Below are 22238 nucleotides of genomic sequence, written 5' to 3'. Positions count from 1 at the left end.
GGGTTCCTTGCCTCTCTGATGCGGTCGGGTGAGTGGGTCGGTTGGGTAAGTCCGGTTGGGTCAGGGCTTGTTCAAGGCCTATTCAGGGCTTGTTGAGTACGGTCGCTCGTCGTACGACCGCCTCCAGCGCCCGGAACCAGGTGCGGGCCAGGTCCCGCACCTGTTCCTCGGTGAGGAGTTCGGCGGCGTACGCCCAGTGGGCGCTCAACTCCGGTCCCTCGGGGCGGTCTTCGGTGATGGCGTTGAGGGTCAGGGCGTGGGACATCGGCTGGCCGGGGTCGGCGTCGAGGTCGGCGGCGTCGTCCTCGGGGGCGTAGGACCAGTCGGCTGCCGCCGGGCGGTCGAAGCGGCCCATGTAGTTGAACTCGATCTGCGGTTCGCCGAGTTGGGCGAGATGTGCACCCGTCCCGGGGTTGAGGTGGCGCAGCAGGCCGTGTCCGATGCCGGCGGTGGGCAGCTCGGTGAGGTGCTCGCGGATGCGGGCCAGGGCCGCGTCCAGCGCGGGTCCGCCCGCAATGGCATCCGTCGCGTCGGCCTCGCCCGGGTCGAGTCGTACGGGTACGACGCTGGTGAACCAGCCGACCGTACGGGACAGGTCGGCGTCGCCCGCGAGTTGCTCCTCGCGCCCGTGGCCTTCCACGTCCGCCAGCACCGGCCCGCCCGACTGTTCGGCGCCCAGAGTGCGGGTGCGCCAGTCACCGACCGCCAGTGCGAACGCGGTGAGCAGTACGTCGTTGACCGTCGCTCCGAACGCGGCCGGGGCCCGGCTCAGCAGGGGGCCCGTGACGTCGGCGGGCAGGGACAGGGAGACATAGCGGGTGGTGGCGACCGTGTCGCGGGCCGGGTCGAGCGGGCGGACCAGCGGGAGTTCGGCGCCCTTGGCGAGGGCGGAGGTCCACCACGGCAGCTCGTCCTCGGTGGCCGGGTCGGTCGCGCGGGTTCCGAGGAGTCGGGACCAGCGGCCGAACGACAGCTCCACGGGGGCGAGTTCGGGCGTACGGCCACCCCTGACCGCCGCCCAGGCGGTGGCGAGGTCGGGCAGCAGGACGCGCCAGGAGACGCCGTCGATCACCAAGTGGTGGACGAGGACGAGGAGTCGGCCGGGCTGCCCGGGTCCGGCGTCGAACCAGACCGCACGCACCATCGCCCCGGCGTCCGGGTCGAGCCCGGCCCGGGCCGTCTCGGCATGGCGGGAGATGGCCGCGCGCAGCGCGTCGTCGTCCGCCCCGCGCACGTCGGCGCGGGTGAGCCAGGTGCTGACGTCGGTGTCCCGTGCGGCCGGTATCCGTAGCAACCACGCGGGCTCGCGCACGAGTTGGGCCCGCAGCATGTCGTGCCGGTCGGCGAGTGCCGTGAGCACGGTCAGCAGGCCGGGTTCGGTCAGGTCGGCAGGGGTCTGGACGAGGGCCGCCTGGTGGTAGGCGGCGATGGGGCCGCCGCGCTCCAGCAGGGCGCGCATGATCGGGGTGAGCGGGACGGTGCCGGTGCCGTCGTCGTGGACCGCGTGCCGTTCGTCGGTGCCGAGCGGGACGGCAACGGCCGTGAGGGCGGCGACAGTTCGGTGCTGGAAGACCTGCCGGGGCGTGACCCGCAGCCCAGCGGCGCGGGCCCGGGCGACCAGTTGCATGGCGACGATGCTGTCTCCGCCGAAGGTGAAGAAGTCGTCGTCCGTGCCGACCGCTTCTGCGGGTAGTCCGAGGGCGTCCGCGAACAGGTCGCGGAGGGTGCGCTCGGTGTCGCTCGAAGGAGCCCGGCCGCCGCCCTGCGCGGTGAAGTCCGGTGCGGGCAGGGCGGATCGGTCGAGTTTGCCGTTCGACATCAGCGGCAGCCGGTCGAGGACGACCACGGCGGCCGGGACCATGTAGTCGGGCAGCGCGGAGGCGGCGTGGGCGCGGAGCTCGGCCCCGTCCGCCTCGTCGGCGACCACGTAGGCGATCAACTGCCGGATGCCGGGCCGGTGTTCGCGGGCGACGACGACGGCCTGCGCGACGGCCGGGTGGGTGTCCAACGCGGCCTCGATCTCGGCGAGTTCGATGCGGTAGCCGCGGATCTTGACCTGGTCGTCGATGCGTCCGGCGAACTCCAGCTGGCCGTCCTCGGTCCAGCGGGCCATGTCTCCGGTGCGGTACATGCGCGCGCCGGGCTTGGTGGCATACGGGTCGGCGACGAAGCGCTCGGCGGTGAGTTCGGGCCGGCCGAGATAGCCGCGTGCCAGACCAGGACCCGACAGGTACAACTCGCCTGTGACGCCGGGCGGTACGGGGCGCAGGGCGGTGTCGAGGACGTAGGCGCGGGACTCGTGAACCGGGCGTCCGACGACCGGGGTGGCGCTGTCGCGGACCCGGCCGACGAGCGCGTCGACGGTGGCCTCGGTGGGGCCGTAGAGGTTGAACGCCTCGGTGTCCTGAAGCGCGGCCAACCGCGCCCACAGCGACTCGGGTACGGCCTCGCCGCCGAAGCCGACCACGGAGAGCGGGCAGTCGCCCTCGTCGCCGATCAGGCCGCTGTCCGCCATCTGCGCGAGCAGCGACGGGGTGACCTCGATGAAGTCGATGCCCCGGTCCCGGATGAACGCGGCGAGGAGTTCGGGGTCGCGCCGGGTCTCGTCGTCGGCGATGTGCAGCGCGTGCCCGTCAAGGAGCCACAACTGCGGCTGCCAGGAGGCGTCGAAGGAGAACGACCAGGCGTGCCCGACGCGCAACCGCCGAAGCCCGGTGCGCCGCTTGGCGACCTCGTGCAGGTCGTGGCGGTGGCTGTGGAAGAGGTTGGCGATGCCTCGCTGGGTGACGACGACGCCCTTGGGGCGGCCGGTGGAGCCGGAGGTGTAGATGACGTAGGCGGGGTGGTCGGGGCCGGGCGCGACGGGTTCGGCCTCCGGCAGTCCGTCGGTCGGGGCGTCAAGTCGCAGGATGGGGACGGTGGTTGAGGGCAGCGTGGCGGCCGTCTCCGCCGTGGCCAGGATCAGCGTGGGGCGGGCGTCGTCGAGCATGCCGGTCAGGCGGGACGCGGGGAGGTCGGAGTCGAGGGGCAGATAGGCGGCACCCGCCTTCATCACGGCGAGGATCGCGGCGATGTGGTCGGCGGTGCGGGGCAGCGCGAGGGCCACGATCCGCTCGGGGCCGACGCCGTGTCCGGTGAGGACGCGGGCCAACTGGTCGGTGCGGGCGTCGAGTTCGGCGAACGTCCACGTCGTACGCCCGTCGGTGACGGCGACCGCACCGGGGTCGGCGGCGGCCTGCGCGACGAACAACGCCGGTACGGTACCGAGCCGTTCGGTCTCCGGCGCGGGCAGCGCGGTGTCGTTCCAGGACTCCAGGACCGTGTGCCGCTCGGCGGAGTCGAGGAGGTCGAGCCGGCCGACGGGGCGGTCGGGCTCGGCCGCCATGCCGGTGAGGAGGGCGGTCAGGGCGTCCGTGATCCGTCGTACGACAGCCGGTTGGAAGAGGTCGGGCCTGAACTCGGCGGTGAGCCGCAGCCGTTCGGCGGGCTCGACCGCCCACGCGAACGGGTAGTGGGTGGAGTCCTCGTGGTCGCGGACGGAGACGCGCGGCCCGTCGCCGCCCTCTTCGTCGTCGGCGACCGGGTACGACTCGAACACCACGAGGGTGTCGAAGAGTTCGCCGAGTCCGGCGGCCCGCTGGATGTCGGCGAGGCCGAGGTGCTGGTGGGCGATGAGCCGGGACTGCTCATCCTGGAGCCGCTCCAGCAGCGCGGCCGTGCTCTCCTCCGGGCGGACCCGCACCCGGACGGGGATGGTGTTGATGAACAGGCCGATCATCGACTCGGCGCCGTCGAGTTCGGGCGAACGGCCGGCGACGGTCGCGCCGAACACCACGTCGTCCCGGCCGGTGAGCCGCCCGAGCAGCACGCCCCAGGCGGCCTGGACCAGGGTGTTGACGGTGACGCCCTGTCGGCGCGCGAACGCCTCCAGCTCCGTCGTACGGTCCGGGTCCAACTCCACGGTGTGGGTGGACGGTACGACGGCGGCACGGTCGGGATCGACGGGCGCGAGGCGCGTCGGCTCCGCCAGCCCTCCGAGGGCCTCGGCCCACGCGGCGGTGGAGACGGCCGGGTCCTGGGCCGCCAGCAGCCTCAGGTGCTCACGGTACGGAGCGGGCGCGGCCGGTGTACGGCCCTCGTAGCGCGCCCACAGTTCGGCGGTGAGCAGCGGCAACGACCAGCCGTCCAGCAGGAGATGCTGATGCGAGAGCACGAGCCGGTGCCGATCCGGACCGAGCCGGGCCAGCAACAACCGAAGCAGCGGCGGCCGTTCGGGATCGAAGCGGCGTCGCTCCTGGACGAGCAGGCGCTCCCACTCCTCGGGGTCGTCGGTCAGGTCGAGCTGTCGCCACGGCAGAACGGCCGTGCGCGGTACGACGGCGACCGGCCGCCCGGACGACAGGTGCCGGAAGCCGCTGCGCAGGTTCTCGTGTGCGTCGAGCACGGACTGGGCCGCGGTGTGCAACCGGTCGGCGTCCAGGGGGCCTTCGAGGTCGTAGGAGACCTGGACGGTGTAGACGTCCGGTCCGTCGTCGCCGGAGTCGAGGGCGGCGTGGAAGAGCAGGCCGGCCTGGAGCGGGGAGACGGGCAGGACTTCGGTTCCGGCGGGCAGGGCGGCCAGTTCGGCGCGCTCGTCGGAGGTGAGATCGAGCAGGGCGACCTCGTCGTCGCGCTCGGCGGCGGCCGTGGTGGTGGCGGTCACGGTGGCCAGCCCCGCGGCCGACTTGTGGCGGAACACGTCACGCGGGCTGAAGGTGAGCCCGGCCGCGCGGGCACGGGCGACCAGCTGCATGGCGACGATGCTGTCGCCGCCGAGCGAGAAGAAGTCGTCCTCGACACCCACGCGTTCGAGACCGAGCACGTCCGCGACGAGGGCGCAGAGCGACTCCTCCAGCGGTGTGCGCGGCCGGGTGTCGGTGACCTCGGCGGCGAAGTCGGGGGCGGGCAGGGCACGGCGGTCCAGCTTGCCGTTGGGGGTGAGCGGAAGGACGTCGAGGGTGACGACGGCCGACGGGACCATGTGGTCGGGCAGCAACTGGGCTGTATGGGCGCGGAGTTCGGCGGAGTCCGCAGCGTCTCCGGCGGGCAGCACATACGCGACGAGGCGTTCGTCCCGCAGGACGACCGTGGCGTGCGCGACGCTCGCGTGGGCGGCCAACACGCTCTCGATCTCGCCCAGTTCTATACGGAAGCCGCGCAGCTTGACCTGGTCGTCGGCGCGGCCGAGGTACTCCAGTTCGCCGGACCGGGTCCAGCGGGCCAGGTCGCCGGTGCGGTACATACGGGCGCCGGGCTCGGTGGCGTAGGGGTCGGCGACGAAGCGCTCGGCGGTCAGGGCGGACCGGCCCAGATATCCGCGCGCCAACTGGACGCCCGCCAGATACAGTTCGCCGGCCACACCGGGCGCTACGGGGCGGAGTTCGGCGTCGAGGACGTAGGTGCGGGTGTTCCACACCGGGCGGCCGATCGGCACGGTGGCCGGGTCTGCGGGGACCTCGTGGGCGGTGACGTCGACGGACGCCTCGGTCGGGCCGTAGAGGTTGTGCAGGCGGCTGCCCGGGAGTACCTGGTGGAAGCGGGCGGCCAGCGAGGCGGGCAACGGCTCGCCGCTGCACATGACTTGGAGCAGGTCGGTACAGCGGGCGGCGGCGGGCTCGTCGAGGAAGGCGCGCAGCATCGACGGCACGAAGTGGGCCGTGGTGACGTGCTGACGCCGGATCAGTTCGGCGAGGTAGACCGGGTCCTGGTGGCCTTCGGGGCGGGCCACGACGAGCGTCGCGCCGGTGATCAGCGGCCAGAAGAACTCCCACACCGACACGTCGAACCCGGCCGGGGTCTTCTGCAACACCCGGTCGTCGGCGTCGAGACGGTACGCGTCCTGCATCCACAACAGGCGGTTGGTGATGCCCTGGTGGGGGACGGTGACGCCCTTGGGACGGCCTGTGGAACCGGAGGTGTAGATGACGTAGGCGGGGTGACGGGGGTCGTGAGCGGTGGGCAGCGGCGCGTACGCCGGGTGGTCGGGGGCGCCGTCCGCGTCCACCGTCAGGGTGGGCACGTCGCTGTCCGGGAGTGTGACGCCCTCGGTGGTGACCAGGCAGACCGGACGGGCGTCGGCGAGTGTGTAGGCGAGCCGCTCGGCCGGGTAGCCGGTGTCGAGAGGCAGGTAGGCGGCGCCCGCGCGGTGGACCGCGAGGAGGGACACCACGAGGGCGAGGGAGCGGGGCAGCGCGACGGCGACGACTGCCTCGGCTCGCGCTCTGTGCGCGACGAGGGTGTGCGCCAACCTCTCCACCCGCAGGTCGAGTTCGGCGTAGGTGAGGGCGCTGTCCTCGAAGACGACCGCCGTGGCCTCGGGGGTGCGGGCGACCTGGGCGCGGAAGAGTTCCGGGAGGGTGAGGTCGGAGACGGTGCGTGCGGTGTTGTTCCAGTCGGTGAGGACGAGGGCACGTTCGTCGTCGCGCAGGACGTCGAGCGTGCCGATGCGCCGGTCGGGGCCATCGGCGACCTGGGCCAGCAGCAACTCCAAGCGTTGGGCGAGGAGTTCGGCGGTCGACTCGTCGAAGAGGTCGGCGCTGTACTCGATCCAGCACCGCATCCCGTCCTCGCCCCGCTCGACGAAGTCGAAGCTGAGGTCGAACTTGGCGCCCTGCTGGCCGAGTTCCTCACGGCGGGCGATGAGGCCGGGCAGGGCAGGGGTGGCGCCCTCGTCGTCGAGGTGGACGACCATCACCTGGAACAGCGGGTGCCTGGCCAGTGAGCGGGTCGGGTTGACCGCCTCCACCAGCCGCTCGAAGGACAGGTCCTGGTGTTCGTAGGCGGCGAGGTCGATGTCCCGGACGCGGGCGAGCAGCTCGGCGAACGTGGGGTCGCCGGACAGATCGGTGCGCAGGACAAGGGTGTTGACGAAGAAACCGACGAGATCTTCAAGGTGTTCGTCGCCCCGCCCGGAGATGGGCGCGCCGAGCGGGATGTCGTCCCCGGCGCCGAGCCTGTGCAGCAGCGCGGCGACGGCGGCCTGGGTGACCATGAACATACTGACGCCGTGGCGGCGAGCCAATGCGCGCAGGTCGCCGGTCCGTTCGGCGTCGAGTGTCAGGCCGACCGCGCCACCCCGGTGGCTGCTCTCCAGCGGGCGGGGGCGGTCGGTGGGCAGCGCGAGTTCGTCCGGGAGGCCCGCCAAGGTGTCGTGCCAGTAGGCGAGTTGGCGGGACTGGCGGCTGTCCGGAGCGTCAGGGTCGCCGAGCGCCTCGCGGTGCCAAAGGGCGTAGTCGGCGTACTGCACGGGCAGCGGGGCCCACTCGGGTGCGTGTCCCTCGCGGCGCGCCTCGTAGGCGGTGGCCAGGTCGCGCCACAACGGGCCGTCGGACCACTGGTCGCCTGCGATGTGGTGCAGCACCAGCAGCAGGACGTGCTCGTCCTCGCTCACTTCGAACACGTGGGCTCGCAACGGGAGTTCACGGTCGATCTCGAAGCCGCGCGCGGCGGCCTCGGCGAGCCGGTCGGGCAGTTCGGTGTCCGTGACGCGGCTGTGGTGGAGAGGCACGGAGGCTTCGTCCAGCACGACCTGGTGGGGGCGGCCGTCCCGTTCGGGGAAGACCGTGCGCAGGCTTTCGTGCCGTACGGCGAGGTCGTCCAGCGCGGCGGACAGGGCGTCCCGGTCGAGTGAGCCGGTGAGTCGCCAGGCGGCCGGGATGTTGTACGTGGCTCCCGGGCCCTCGATGCGGTGCAGCAGCCACAGGCGCTGTTGGGCGTAGGAGAGCGGGAGTTCGTCGGGCCGGTCGGCGGGGACGAGGGCGGGGAGTCCGCCGGCCCGGTCGTCGAGGCGGGCCGCGAGGAGCGCGGGCGTGGACGCCTCGAAGACGGTACGGACGGTGAGGTCGGCGCCGAGTACCGTGCGGATGCGACTGATCAGGCGCATGGCGAGGAGCGAGTGACCGCCGAGGGTGAAGAAGTCGTCGTCGGCGCCGACGCGTTCGAGACCGAGGACGTCGCCGAAGAGTCCGGCGAGGATCTCCTCACGCGGGCTGCGGGGCGAAGTTCCCGCGTCCGTGCCGGTGTTGGTCGCGAAGTCGGGGGCGGGCAGCGCGGCGCGGTCGAGCTTGCCGTTGGGGGTGAGAGGCAGCGCGTCGAGCGTGACGAAGGCGGCGGGGACCATGTGGGCGGGGAGAGCGGCGGTCGTGTGGGCGCGCAGGGCCGTCACGTCCACCGATCCACTGCCGTCCCCGGCCGGGACCACGTACGCCACCAGGAGCTGCTCCCGGACCACCACGACCGCGTGCGCGACGGACGGATGGGCGGTCAACGCGCCCTCGATCTCGCCGGGTTCGACGCGGAAGCCGCGTACCTTCACCTGGTCGTCGGTGCGGCCCAGGTACTCGATCGTGCCGTCGGCGTTCCAGCGGGCCAGGTCACCGGTGCGGTACATGCGGGTGCCCGGGGCGCCGTACGGGTCGGCGACGAACCGCTCGGCGGTCAGGCCGGACCGGTCGAGGTAACCGCGCGCGAGCTGGACGCCCGCAAGGTACAACTCACCCGGGACGCCGGGCGGGACGGGGCGCAGGCCTGCGTCGAGGACGTAGGTGCGGGTGTTCCACACCGGGCGGCCGATCGGGACGCTCGTCGCGTCCGGCCCGATCTCCACGGCCGTCACGTCCACCGAGACCTCGGTCGGGCCGTAGAGGTTGTGGAGTTCGGCGCTGGTCAGGATGTCGTGGAAACGGTGGGTGAGGGTGACGGGCAGGGCCTCGCCGCTGCACATCACCCGGCGCAGGCCGGTGCAATCGGCTGCGGCCGGTTCCTCCAGGAAGAGTTGGAGCATGGAGGGCACGAAGTGGACGGTGGTGACGTCCTGTTCGCGGATCAGGTGGGCCAAGTAGGCCGGGTCGCGGTGGCCTTCGGGGCGGGCGACGACCAGCGTGGCGCCGGTGATCAGCGGCCAGAAGAACTCCCACACCGACACGTCGAAGCTGGACGGCGTCTTCTGGAGCACCCGGTCGGCGGCCGTCAGACCGTACGCGTCCTGCATCCAGAGCAGCCGGTTGACGATGCCCTCGTGCGGGACGACGACGCCCTTGGGGCGACCGGTCGAACCCGAGGTGTAGATGACGTACGCGGGGCTCGACGGGTCGTATGACGCGGGGAGTTGGCCCTCGGGTCCGGTCGGCAGAGTGTCGCGGACGACGTACACCGGGCGGGCGTCCTCGACCATGAGGGCGAGGCGTTCCTCCGGGTAGTCGGGGTCGAGCGGGAGGTAGGCGGCTCCGGCTCGGTGTACGGCGAGGAGGGCGACGACGAGTTCGAGTGAGCGCGGGAGGGCTACGGCCACGGTCTGTTCGGGGCCTGCGCCGAGCGCGGCCAACACCCCTGCCGTGCGCTCGACTTGGGCGTCCAGCTCCGCGTAGGTCAGGAGCTGACCCTCGAAGACGAGGGCCGTGGCGTCGGGGGTGCGGGCGGCCTGGGCGCGGAAGAGTTCCGGGAGGGTGGTGGCCGGGACGGGGCGCTCGGTGGCGTTCCACTCCCCCAGGACCAGGGCACGTTCGGCGTCTTTCAGGAGGTCGAAGTCCCTTACCGCGCAATCGGGTTCGGCCGCCGCGTGGTCCAGGAGGCGTGCCATGCGACCGGCGATTCGCTCTGCGGTGCCGTGATCGAAGAGGTCGGTCGCGTACTCAAGGAGCAGGACCAACCGGTCGCTGCCCGTCTCGTCGACGAAGGTGAAGTGCAGGTCGAACTTGGCCATGCCGGTGTCCATGTCGAACCACTCGGTCGCGAGGTTGAGCACGTCCGGGTCGCCGTCGGGGCGGTGGTGGTAGCCGAGCATGACCTGGAAGAGCGGGTTGCGGCCGGTGACGCGGGGCGGATTGAGGGCCTCGACGACCCGGTCGAAGGGCAGGTCCTGGTACTCGAAGGCGGCGAGGGACGACTCCCTTACCCGGCCCAGGAGTTCGCGGAACGTCAGCTCGTCGCCGGACACATCGGTACGCAACACCAGCGTGTTGACGAAGAAGCCCACCAGGTCGGCGAGCGCCTCGTCGGTACGGCCCGCGATGGGGGCGCCGAGCGGGATGTCCTCGCCCGCGCCGAGCCGGTTCAGCAGGGCGGCGGTGGCTGCCTGGAACAGCATGAACATGCTGGTGCCGGTCGCGCCGGAGAGGTCGCGCAGGAGGTGGCCGGTGGCGGTGGGGAGTTCCAGGCGGACCTTGCCGCCGTGGCCGGTCGGTTCGGCGGGGCGCGGTCGGTCGGTGGGGAGGACCAGTTCGTCGGGCAGGTCGCGCAAGGCGTCGGCCCAGTGCGCGAGTTGGGCCTCGCCGGTGCGGGCGAGGAGGTCGTCCTGCCAGAGCGTGTAGTCGGCGTACTGCACCGGCAGCGGGGCCCACTCGGGCGCCCGTCCCTCGCGACGGGACGCGTACGCGATGTCGAGGTCGGCGAGGAAGGGACGATCGGACCACTCGTCGGTGGTGATGTGGTGCAGGACGACGGCGACGACGTGCTCGTCCGGACCGAGCCTGAACACCTCGCAACGCAGCGGTAGTTCGGTGGTCAGGTCGAAGGGGCGGCGCTGGGCGGACTCGATCAGCGCGGGCAGTTCGTCCTCGGCGCAGTCGACGATCACGAAGGCCGGAACCGCCTCCTCGGCCGGGACGATCCGCTGGTACGGCTCGCCCTCGTGCGTCGGGAAGACGGTCCGCAAGGCCTCGTGGCGGCCGGCGACATCCCGCAGGGCGGCAGACAGCGCATCGGTGTCCAGGGTGCCGCGCAGCCGGAAGGCCAACGGGAAGTTGTACGCGACCCCGCTGCCGGTGATCTCCTCGACGAGCAACAGCCGTCGCTGGGCGGCCGACAGCGGGATGCGATCGGGTCGTTCGGCGAGCGGGGTCACTGCCGGGCGGGCCGGGCTCGCCTGGTCGGCGCGGCCCGCGAGCAGCGCCGGGGTGGGGGCCTCGAAGAGGTCGCGGATGGCGAGTTCGGCGCCGAGTTCGGTGCGGGCGCGGCTCACCAGGCGGGTGGCGAGGAGTGAATGGCCGCCCAGATCAAAGAAGTTGTCCTCGGCGCCGACCTCCGGCAGGCCCAACACCTCGGCGAACAGGCGGCAGAGCACCTCTTCCTGCGGGGTGCGCGGGCCGCGTCCGCCGCCGAGGGCGACGGCGGGTTCGGCGTCGGGCAGGGCGCGGACGTCGAGCTTGCCGTTGGCGTTCATGGGCAGGCCGTCGACGGTGACGAAGGCGGACGGGACCATGTAGTCGGGCAGTTCACGGCCCAGGTCGTCCCGCAGCCGCCGTACCAGGGCGCTCGCCTCGCGGGCGGCGGTGGGGTCGTTGGCGTAGGGGTGGGCACCGCCGCCGGGCCTGAACAGACCGCCGGTCAGGCGTAGTTCGGCGGACTTCAGGAAGACGGCGTCGTAGGTCCCTGTCTCCCCCGACCAGGTCGTCAGCACCTGGTATCCGGCCGCCGTGCCGAGTTCGTGCAGGTGCTCGGGGTCGACGCCCGTCTCGGTCGTACGGCCGTCGGGGATGCCGGTGAAGCGGAGCGCCTCGGGCCGTTCACCGCGGGGGCGTTCGGACGTGGCGCCGGTCGCGGACCAACCACCGCGCAGGAGTTCGCCGATCGCCTCGGCCGACGACCAGTCGCCGCGCAGGAGTTCGCCGATGGTGTTGCCGGTGGCCCAGTCGACGGACGGGATGCTGTCCAGGCGCACGTCCGGGTCGTCGGCGTAGAGGACGACGTCGTAGCGGTGCCGGGACAGCTCGTTGTGGTGGTGGGCGCGCTTGGTGCGCAGGTCGACGCCGTAGCCGAGGGTGGTGAAGTAGTCGGGGTCTACGAGGAGTTCCTTCTCCAGGCGCAGGCCGCGTTCCACCGCCCGCTCCAGGTCTTCCTCGGCGGTGCCCCGGGTGCGCTGGATCTCGGTGTGGAAGGTGCCGGCGAGCCGCAGGTTGCGGACGTCGCCGACGAACAGGGCGCCGCCGGGCGCGAGCAGTTCCATGGCGCCGTGCAGGACAGCGGTCAGGTGGTCGATGCTCGGGAAGTACTGGATGACAGAGTTGATGACGATCGTGTCGAAGTAGGCGAACGGCAGACCGCTCAGATCCTCGGCCGGGCGGCAGCGCAGTTCGACCTTGGAAGCGAGCGCGGGGTCGCGCCTCACCTCCTCGCCGATCTTGCGGATGACGGGCGCGGCGAAGTCAGTTGCCCAGTACGCCTCAGCGTCGGGGGCGAGCCGGGACAGCAACAGGCCTGATCCGACGCCGATTTCGAGGATGCGGCGGGGCTTGAGGGCACCGATGCGGGCGAGGGTGGCCTCGCGCCACTCGTGCATCTCCTCGAAGGGGATGGGCTGTCCGTCGTAGGAGCTGTCCCAGCCGTCGTACTGCTCGGTGAAGACGGCGGTGCCGATCTCCTCGTACTCGTCGGAGTAGATCTCCTGCCACTCCCCCACCTGCGCGGCCTCGGCGGCGGTGCGTTCGGCCGAGTCGGCGCCGGAGGAGACGACGTAGCCGACGAGGCGTTCGTCGCGGACGACGACGGCGGCCTGGGCGACCAACGGGTGGCGGCTGAGGGCGGTTTCGATCTCGCCGGGTTCGATGCGGTAGCCGCGGATCTTGACCTGGTCGTCGGTGCGGCCGAGGAAGTCGAGGTTGCCGTCCGGGTTGCGGCGCACCAGGTCGCCGGTGCGGTACATGCGTTCGCCTGGTTCGCCGAAGGGGTCGGCGACGAAGCGTTCGGCGGTCAGCGCGGGGCGGTCCAAGTAGCCGCGGGCCAGGCCGATTCCGGCGATGTACAGCTCGCCGGGGACACCGTCCGGCACCGGGCGCAGCCAGGCGTCGAGGATGTGGGCGCGGGTGCCGCGGATGGGCTTGCCGACCGTCGGGGTGGCGCTGTCGAGGGTGCCGCCGCCGAGGGTGTTGATGGTGTACTCGGTCGGCCCGTAGAGGTTGTAGCCGTACGTCCCCTCGGTGTCGCGCAGCGCCGTCCACACCGTCTCCGGTACGGCTTCACCACCCAGCAGCACCAGCGGCGGGACGTGGCCCTCCAACAGGCCCTGCTCGATGAGGAGTCGGGCGTAGGTGGGGGTGACGTTGACGACGTCGACGCGGTGGCGTTCGCAGTAGGCGACCAGCGCCTCGGCGTCACGCCTCAACTCCTCGTCGCACACGTGCACTTCGTGACCCTCGACCAGCCACAGCAGCTCTTCCCACGACATGTCGAAGGCGAAGGACACGGTGTGCGCGATGCGCAGACGGCGCCCGCCGGCCGAGGCGATGGCGGGTTCGAAGATCTCCTTCTGGTGGTTCAACTGCATGTTCGTCAGGCCCCGGTAGGGGGTGACGACGCCCTTGGGGCGGCCGGTGGAGCCAGAGGTGTAGATGACGTAGGCGGGGTGTTCGAGGCTGAAGCGGAGGCGGACGGGATCGTCCGACTGACCCGCCAACTCCCCCTTGATCCCGGGGTCGTCGAGCAGCACGCGCGTCATCTCGCCGTCCAGCGTGGCCGATACGGCCGTGGTGCTGAGCAGCAGGAGCGGGCGGGCGTCGGCCAGCATCAGGGAGAGGCGGTCGGCCGGGTGGTCCAACTCCAGGGGCAGGTAGGCCGCTCCGGTGCGCAGGACCGCGAAGAGGGCGACCACCGTGTCCAGGGAACGCGGCAGGGCGAGGGCGACGACCCGCTCGGGGCCCGCGCCCTGCTCGATCAGCAGCCGGGCCAACCGGTTTACGGCGGCGTCGAGTTCGGCATACGTCATGCTGCGTTCGCCGAAGACGAGGGCCCGCTCGTCCGGGGTGCGTTCGGCCTGCGCGGTCAACAGATCGGCGATGGTGTCCTCAGGGTCCGGGACACGGCTGGCCGCCGACTCCCGCCGTAGCGCCTCGTGTTCGGCGGGCAGGAGCGGTTCGAGGGAACCGACCGGTGCCGTGAGGTCGGTGGTGAGGCGGTCGACGAGGAGGGCGAAGCGGTCGAGGAGGGCCTGGGCGCGGCCAGTTGGGACGAGGTCGGGGCGGTGGGTGAGGGTGACGGCGATCTCGCGGCCGGGGGTGATGACGAGGTTGGCCGGGTAGTGGGTGGCGTCGACGTTGGCGACGGCGGTGGCGCCGTGCCGGGTCTTCAGGTCCGCCAACCGCTCCTCGGTGTCGTTGTTGCGCAGCACGAACAGCGTGTCGAAGAGCTTGCGGTGGCCGGTCTCGGCCTGGAGCACGCCGAGGCTCAAGTGCTCGTACGGCATGAGGTCGAGGCGTTCACCCTGGATGCGGCGGAGCAGGTCGAGGACCGACTCGGCGGGGTCGAGGGCGATCCGGGTCGGGACGGTGTTGAGGAACAGGCCGATGATGTTGCCGACGTCCGGGACCTCGCTCGGGCGTCCGGCGACGGTCGTACCGAACACGACGTCGGCACGGCCGGTCGCGGAGGCGAGGGTGAGTCCCCAGGCCGCGTTGAGGATCGTGTTGAGGGTCAGGCCGTGGATCGGGGCCAACTCGCGGAGCCGGTCGCCGAGTTCGGCGGACAGGTGTACGTCGAGCTGGTCGGGGATGACCGGTTCGAGACCGTCGGTGGCGGTGGGCGCGAGCAGCGTCGGCTCGTCGAGACCCGCGAGCGCGGTACGCCAGGCGGCAGTGGCGACCGAGTCGTCCTGCTCCTCAAGCCAGGTCAGGTAGTCGCGGTAACTGCCGGGTATGGGCAGGGCGTTGGCATCGCCGCCCGCCTCGTAGAGCGCGAACAACTCGTCGAGGAACAACCACGCCGACCAGCCGTCCCAGAGGATCAGGTGACGGCCGATGACGAGGCGGTCGCCGCGTTCCGCGCCCAGGCGGAGCAGAAGCAGACGGAAGAGCGGGGGTGCGGAGAGGTCGAAGCGACGGTTGCGTTCGGCGTCCGTCAACTCCCGCAGGAGTACGTCCTGTTCGGCGGCGGAGAGGAGGGAGAGGTCGACCTCTTCGAGGGGGATCTCGGGGTCCTCGACGATGAACTGCACCGGCTGGTCGAGGCCGTCGCTGGTGAAGCCCGCACGCAGACCGGGGTTGCGGTCGAGGAGTGTGCGGACAGCGGCGCGCAGCCGAGTGGTGTCGAGGCGGGTCGCGAAGTCGAAGGTCTCGTGGACGGTGTAGACGTCCAACGCGCCCTCGTCGTACGCCGAGTGGAAGAACAGACCCTCCTGGAGGGGGGCCAGCGGCCATACGTCGGCGACCTCCGCCGGGGCTGCGACGGCGCGGACGCGGGCGTGCTCGGCCTCGGTGAGGGTGAACACCTCAACTCGGCTGCTCGGGATGGCCGTTGCGGTGCCGGCCGCTGCCGCGAGGGCGGCGGGCGTGCGGTGCGTGAACACGTCACGCGGGCTCAGGTCCAGGCCGGCCGCGCGGGCGCGGCTGGCGACGCCGATGGAGCTGATGCTGTCGCCGCCGAGCCGGAAGAAGTCGTCGTCCGGTCCCGCGTCCTCGATGCCGAGGACGGCCGCGAAGATCTCGGTGAGCTGCTGCTCCAACGGCCCTGCGGGCAGGCGGCGTTCGGCACGCTCGGCCTCGGGGGCGGGCAGCGCGGCCTGGTCCAACTTGCCGCTGGGGGTGAGCGGAAGGTCGGCGAGGACGACGTACGCCTCGGGGACCAGGGGTGCGGGCAGCGCGTCCGCGAGGGCCGCGCGCAGCTCGGCGGGGTCGAGTATGACTCCGGATGACGGCACCGCGTAGGCGACGAGCCGCTGATCGCGGATGACGACAGCACCCCTCGCCACGCCCTGGACTCGCGTCAACTCGGCCTCGATCTCGCCGAGTTCGACTCGGTTGCCGCGGAGTTTGACCTGACGGTCGGTGCGGCCGAGGTAGTCGATCGTGCCGTCGGGGCGGCGGCGTACGAGGTCGCCGGTGCGGTACATGCGGGCGCCGGGTTCGGTCGCGTACGGGTCGGCGACGAAGCGGTCGGCGGTGAGGGCGGGGCGCCGGTGGTAGCCGCGGGCCAGCTGGACGCCGGTCAGGTACAGCTCCCCGGGCACGCCGTCGGGGACCGGGCGCAGGCACGAATCGAGCACACGCAGACCGGTGTTCCACACGGGTCTGCCGATGGGCACGGTGATGTCGGGCGTGCCGTCGTAGGCGTGGTAAGTCACGTCTACGGCAGCCTCGGTGGGACCGTAGAGGTTGTGCAGCGGGACGCCGGTCAGCTCGCGCCAGCGGTGGGCGGCGGACCCGGACAGGGCCTCGCCGCTGCTGAACACGCGGCGCAGGCTGCCCGCCCACGCGGGGTCGGCGGTGACCTCGTCGGAGGCGAGGAACGCCTCCAGCATCGACGGCACGAAGTGCATCCTCGTGACGCCCTCGGCCCGGATCAGGCGGGACAGATAGGCGGGGTCGCGGTGACCGTCAGGGGCGGCGAGGACTACGGCGGCGCCCTCGCGCAGCGCCCAGAAGAACTCCCACACGCTCACGTCGAAACTGGACGGCGTCTTCTGCAACACCCGGTCATCGGCGGTGAGTTCGTACTCGCCCTGCATCCAGGCCAGCCGGTTGCCGATGGCGCGATGGGTGACGACGACGCCCTTGGGACGGCCGGTGGAGCCGGAGGTGTAGATCAGGTAGGCGGGGTCGTCGGGTCGGGCGGGGTCGGGAGTTCCGCCGAACAGAGCCTCGTCGCCCTCCGCGTCCACGCGCAGCACGTCCAGGCCCTCGACCGACGGCAGCCGGTCCGCGTCCCGTTCCGTCGTGACGACCGTCGTCGCCCCCGAGTCGGCCAGCATGTACGCGAGTCGCTCGGCCGGATAGTCCAGGTCGAGGGGCAGATAGGCGGCCCCCGACTTCAGGACACCCAGGAGCGCCACCATCAGTTCCGCCGAGCGGGGTACGGCGACGGCGACGAACTGCTCCCGGCCGGCACCCTTGGCCCTCAGTCGTGCGGCCAACTCCTCAGCTCGCTCGCCCAGTTCGGCGTAGGTGAGCGCGGTCGTACCGTCGTAGACAACAGCCGTCGCGTCCGGAGTACGTGCGACCTGCGCGGCGAACGCGGCGGCGAGCGTGCTGGCCGGAACCGGCCGCGTCTCACCCGCCGGGTGGGCGCCGGCCAGCTCGTCCGGGGTCAGCAGGTCGAGGTCCGCGACGCGGGCGCCGGGGTCGTCCGCCAGCGCGTGCAGGATGAGGGTGAGCCGGTCGGCGAGGGACTGCACGGCGTCGGCGTCGAGGCGGCGGGCGTGGTGCTTGAGGCGCAGGTCGAGGCGGCGGCCGGGCTTGACGATGAGGGCCAGCGGGTAGTGCACGGCGTCGTGGAAGGCGTGGCCCGCAACGGCGATCGTCCCGGTGGGGTCGGTGATGCCCGGGGCGCCCTCGCCGCCGGGGTAGTTCTCGAACACCACAAGGGTGTCGAAGAGTTCACCGTCCCCCGCGTGCCCGGTGGCGCGCTGGATGTCGGCGAGGCCGAGGTGCTGGTGGTCGAGAAGCGCGCTCTGCTCGTCCTGGAGTCGCTCCAGCAGCCCGCCCAGGGTGTCCCCCGGAGCCCAACGCAGCCGGGTGGGCAGGGTGTTGATGAACAGGCCGATCATCGACTCGATGCCGTCGACCGCGGCGTCCCGTCCGGCGACCGTGGTGCCGAACAGTACGTCCTCGCGGCCCGTCATACGGCCGACGAGCAGACCCCAGGCACCCTGGACGAGCGTGCCGAGGGTGACCCCGCGTTCGCGGGCGCGGGCGGCGAGCCGAGAGGTGACCCGCTCGCTCAACTCGACGCGGATCTGGGCGGGTTCGACGGGTCCGGCGGGCGCCGGGTTCTCCACGAGCCGGGTGGGCTCCTCGACCCCGGCGAGCGCCGTACTCCAGGCAGCGCGGGCGGCCTCGCGGTCGGCGCCGGCGATGCGGCGGAGGTAGCCGCGGTAGGGGGCGACTTCGGGGAGGGGGGTCGGGTTCTCGCCGTAGAGGGCGAGGAGTTCGCGGTGCAGGACCGGCAAGGACCAGCCGTCCGCGACGATGTGATGGAACGTCAGGACCAGTCGGCTGCGGTCCTCGCCGAAGCGGATGAGGGCGCAGCGGATCAGTGGCGGGCGGGCGAGGTCGAAGCGGTGGGCGCGCTCGTCGGCGGCTACGGCCTCTGCGAGGGTGCGGCGGACGGTGGTGTCGTCCTGGGCGGCCAAGTCCACTTCGCGCCAGGGCAGTTCGAGGCCGGACGCGATGAGCTGGACCGGGCGGCCGTCGGGGGTCTGGCGGAAGCAGGCGCGCAGCGGGGCGTGCCGGTCGACGAGTCGTTGGGCGGCCTCGCGCAGCAGGGTGCCGTCGACTGGCCCGGACAGTTCGATGACCTGCTGGACGACATACGCGTCGAGTTCGGCGCCGTCCACCAGCGCGTGGAAGAAGAAGCCCTCCTGGAGCGGCCCGAGGGGCAGCACCTCCTCGACGGTGACGGGGAACTCGCCCTGGACGGACGCGAGTTCTTCATCGCTCAGCGTCTGCCACGGGGTCTCTTCCACGAGGTCGTCCGTACCGGTCCGCGCGACCGTGGCGAGTTCGGCGACCGTGCGGTGTCGGAAGACGTCTCGCGGGGTGAGTTCCAGGCCTGCCCGGCGGGCCAGGATGAGGAGTTGGACGGCGACGATGCTGTCGCCGCCGAGCGCGAAGAAGTCGTCGTCGACGCCGACCGAGGGCACCTTGAGCGCCCGTGCGTACAGGTCGCACAGCAGCTGCTCGCGGGCCGTCTCGGGCGGCCGGCCCGCGCTCAACAGGCGGGTGAGGTCCGGGACGGGCAGCGCGGCGGCGTCGAGCTTGCCGCTCGGGGTGACGGGCAGCCGGTCCAGCGGGACGAACGCGGCCGGGACCATGTAGTCGGGAAGGTACTCGGTGGCGTGTGTCCGCAGGGTCGACATGAGGGCGTTGACGTTGCGGAAGGGCGCGGGGCGGTTGGTGAGCGGGTGACCGCCGCCGGGACGGTAGTCGACCGTGTCGAGGTCGGCCCCGGCAGGGCCGAACACCGCGTCCAGGCTGCCGTCCTCCGCACCCCCGTTCCAGGTCAGCACCACCTCGTAACCGTGCCGCGCGGCAACCTCGTACAGGGCCTCGGGATCCACACCGTACGTTCCGGCGGCCGGCCTGCTGCTGTCGTCCAGGGCGTCGAGCGCGGCGAGGTCGTCGGCCAGGCGGGAGTTGGGGATGCCAGTGATCCGCAACCGGTCCGAACTCCCCCTCCCGGCGAGCAGCTCGTCCAGCGCCTGGACCGAACCCAGCGCGGGCCAGGGCGACTCAGGGGTCTCCTCGGAGGCATCCGACTGCGGTCGAAGGACAACGTCGTAGCGGTAGCGGGTGAGTTCGTTGTGGTGCGTGCCGCGCTTGACGCGGATGTCGGCGCTGAGGCCGTCGAGGCTCGTGAAGTAGTCGGGGTCTACGAGGAGTTCACCCTCCCAGGCTACGGCCCGGTCCACGGCGGCGCGCAGGGCTTCCTTGTCGTCGTGCGCCTCCTCGTCCAGTACCCGTCCGCTCTCGACGGCCGCGCTCAGGGTGCGGAGCAGTCGCAGGTTGCGTACGTCGCCGACGAACACCGCGCCGCCGGGTGCGAGAAGGGCGGCCGCGTCTCGGAGTACGCCCGTCAGGTAGTCCCCACCGGGGAAGTACTGGATGACGGAGTTGACGACGATTGTGTCGAAGTGGCCCTCGGGCAGACCGGTGAGGTCGTGCGCGGGGCGGGCCAACAGGGTGACGCGGTCGGCGAGTTCGGGGATCGCCGACACCTGGGCATCGAGGGCGCGTACAGCTTCCTCGGAGAGGTCGGTGCCCCAGTACTCCGTGCAGTCCGGAGCGAGTCGGGACAGCAACAGGCCGCTGCCGACGCCGATTTCCAGGATGCGCCGGGGTCGTAGCGCGCGGATGCGGTCGAGGGTGGCTTCGCGCCACTCGCGCATGTCCGCGAGGGGGATGGGCAGGCCGTCGTACATGCTGTTCCAGCCGGCGAAGTTCTCCTCGAAGCCGTCCGATCCGGCGGCGGAGTAGAGGAGTTCGTGCAGGTCCTTCCACTCGGCCACCCCCTCGTCGGGGTTCGGTTCGGCGTCCAGCGAGGGCACGACGTAGGCGGCGAGGCGGCGTTCGCCGGGACGGTCCTCGCGGACGACGACGGCGGCCTGGTCGACGGACGGGTGGGAGCGCAGGACGGACTCGATCTCGCCGGGTTCGATGCGGAAGCCGCGGATCTTGACCTGGGTGTCGACGCGGCCGTGGAACTCCAGTCGGCCGTCCGCCTTCCAGCGGACCAAGTCGCCCGTGCGGTAGAGGCGTTCACCGGGGGCGGTGGTCATGTCGGCGGGGGCGGCGACGAAGCGTTCGGCGGTGAGGGCGGGGCGGCCGAGGTAGCCGCGGGCCAGGCCGGCGCCGCCGAGGTAGAGCTCTCCCGTGACACCGGCGGGGACCGGGCGCAGCCGGTCGTCGAGGACGTAGGCGCGGGTGCCGGGGTCGGGGATGCCGATGGGCACGATGGTGCCGGCCGGGGTGTCCGGGTCGCACAGGCCGAGGGTGGAGTTGGTGGTGGCCTCGGTGGGGCCGTAGGCGTTGAACATCATCCGGCCGCGTGCGTAGCGTCCGACCAGCTCGGGTGAGACGCGTTCCGTGCCCGCCAACAGGGTTGCGTTGGCCGGGAGTTGGACGTCCTCGGGCATGGCGGCGAGCAGGGCCGGCGGCAGGATCATGAAGGTGATGCCGTGCTCGTTGGCGTAGTCCGCGAGGGGGGCGCCGGGGACGCGGCGGTCGGCGGGGACGACGACCAGGCGGCCGCCGGAGAGCAGGCCGAGGCACAGGTCCCAGAACGCGACGTCGAAGCTGGGCGACGCGAACTGGAGAACCCTGCTGTGCAGGCCGATGCCGAAGCGCTCCTGCTGGGTGGCGACGAGTTTCGCGACGCCCGCGTGGGAGAGGACCGTGCCCTTGGGGCGGCCGGTGGATCCTGAGGTGTAGATCACGTAGGCCGCGTGGGCGGTCGTCAACTCGTCGGCGGTGGACGGGCCTTGGGCCGGGTACGCGGCCAGCTCGGCGACCGTCTCGGGGGCGTCGAGGACGAGCGGGTCGAGGTCCGGCGGGAGGTCGGGGGCGATCTCGGCGGTGGTGACGAGGCAGACCGGGCGGGCGTCGGCGAGCATGTAGGCGATGCGGTCGGCCGGGTAGTCGGTGTCGACCGGCAGATAGGCGGCGCCCGACTTCAGGACGGCGACCTCGGCGACGATCATGTCGGCCGAGCGCGGTACGGCGAGCGCGACGACCTGCTCGGGACCGGCACCGCGGGCCACCAGGGCGTGCGCCAACTTCGAGGCACGGGCGTCGAGTTCGGCGTAGGTGAGGCGGATGTCCTCGTGGATGAGGGCGATCTCGTGCGGGCGGGTGGCGACCTGGTCGGCGAACATGCGGGGCCAGGTGAGCGCGGGGACGTCGTGCTCGGTGTCGTTCCAGCCGTGCAGGATGCGGTGCCGCTCGTCCGTGCCGAGGAGTTCGAGGTCGGCGACCGGGGTGTCCGGGCGGGCGACGGCGTCGGCGAGGAGGATGCCGTAGTGGCCGAGGATCAGGTCGACCGTGGCGGGCGAGAAGAGGTCGGTGCGGTAGTCGGCCGACACCTCGCCGTCGCCCCCTCCCCCGTCTTCTCCCTCGGTCACGGTCAGGGCCAGGTCCAGTGGGGCGTTCTCGTCCCAGGGGTTGGGCCCGAAGCCCGTGGCGCACAACAGGCCGCCGCCGCGGAAGGGTTCGGGGGCGAGGAGCCGTAGCAGATCGGTGGTCGGCAGGTGGTGGGCGGCGGCCTCCGCGCGTACGGCCTCGATCTGGTCGCGGAGTTGGGAGAACGGGGTGTCGCCGTCGATGGTGACCCGTAGCGGGAGGCCGTCGTGGGCCACTGCCGTCTCGGTGGCCGTCGTACCGCCGTAGCGGTGCAACAGGGCGACGAGAGCGGTGAGTTGGGTGGCCTCGTCGGCTGTCACGGCGAGGACCGCCGCGCGTCGCGCGCGGGAGACCGCGCCCTCCCCGCGTGGCGGACGGGGGTGGTCCAACGGCAGGGACGTCTCCGGTACCGGTGACGCGAACCGCCGTCGCCAGAAGTCGTTCGTCGCCGTTACCTGTGCCGAAGAAAGCGTGTTGCCCGCCACAGCTGCCCGTGCCTCCCAATGCGTGTGGAACGGCTCAGCGGAGCCGCGACCGCTCGCATAGTAAGGTAAGCATTGCCTTACTTGATAGACCTACCCCGGAACCACAGGTCCACGTCACAGCCGCTGAGGTTATGCTCACCTAAGCTGCTGGAGGGGCCGTCCGGTGGTCCGCCAACAG

Annotated in this window: 1 protein-coding gene; it reads right to left on the bottom strand. The window is 71.9% G+C overall.

Translation table 11 applies throughout. The features are described 5' to 3' along the window. Positions 1-82 precede the first annotated feature (82 nt). Complete coding sequence (locus tag OG194_RS40110) at positions 83-22060, bottom strand: non-ribosomal peptide synthase/polyketide synthase (RefSeq protein ID WP_327405623.1); 21978 nt, start codon at positions 22058-22060, stop codon at positions 83-85. Positions 22061-22238 lie beyond the last annotated feature (178 nt).

The organism is Streptomyces sp. NBC_01288 (assembly GCF_035982055.1).
Classification (GTDB): domain Bacteria; phylum Actinomycetota; class Actinomycetes; order Streptomycetales; family Streptomycetaceae; genus Streptomyces.
Note: the sequence above shows the minus strand (reverse complement) of the source record. Positions and strands in the feature narration are given on the sequence as shown.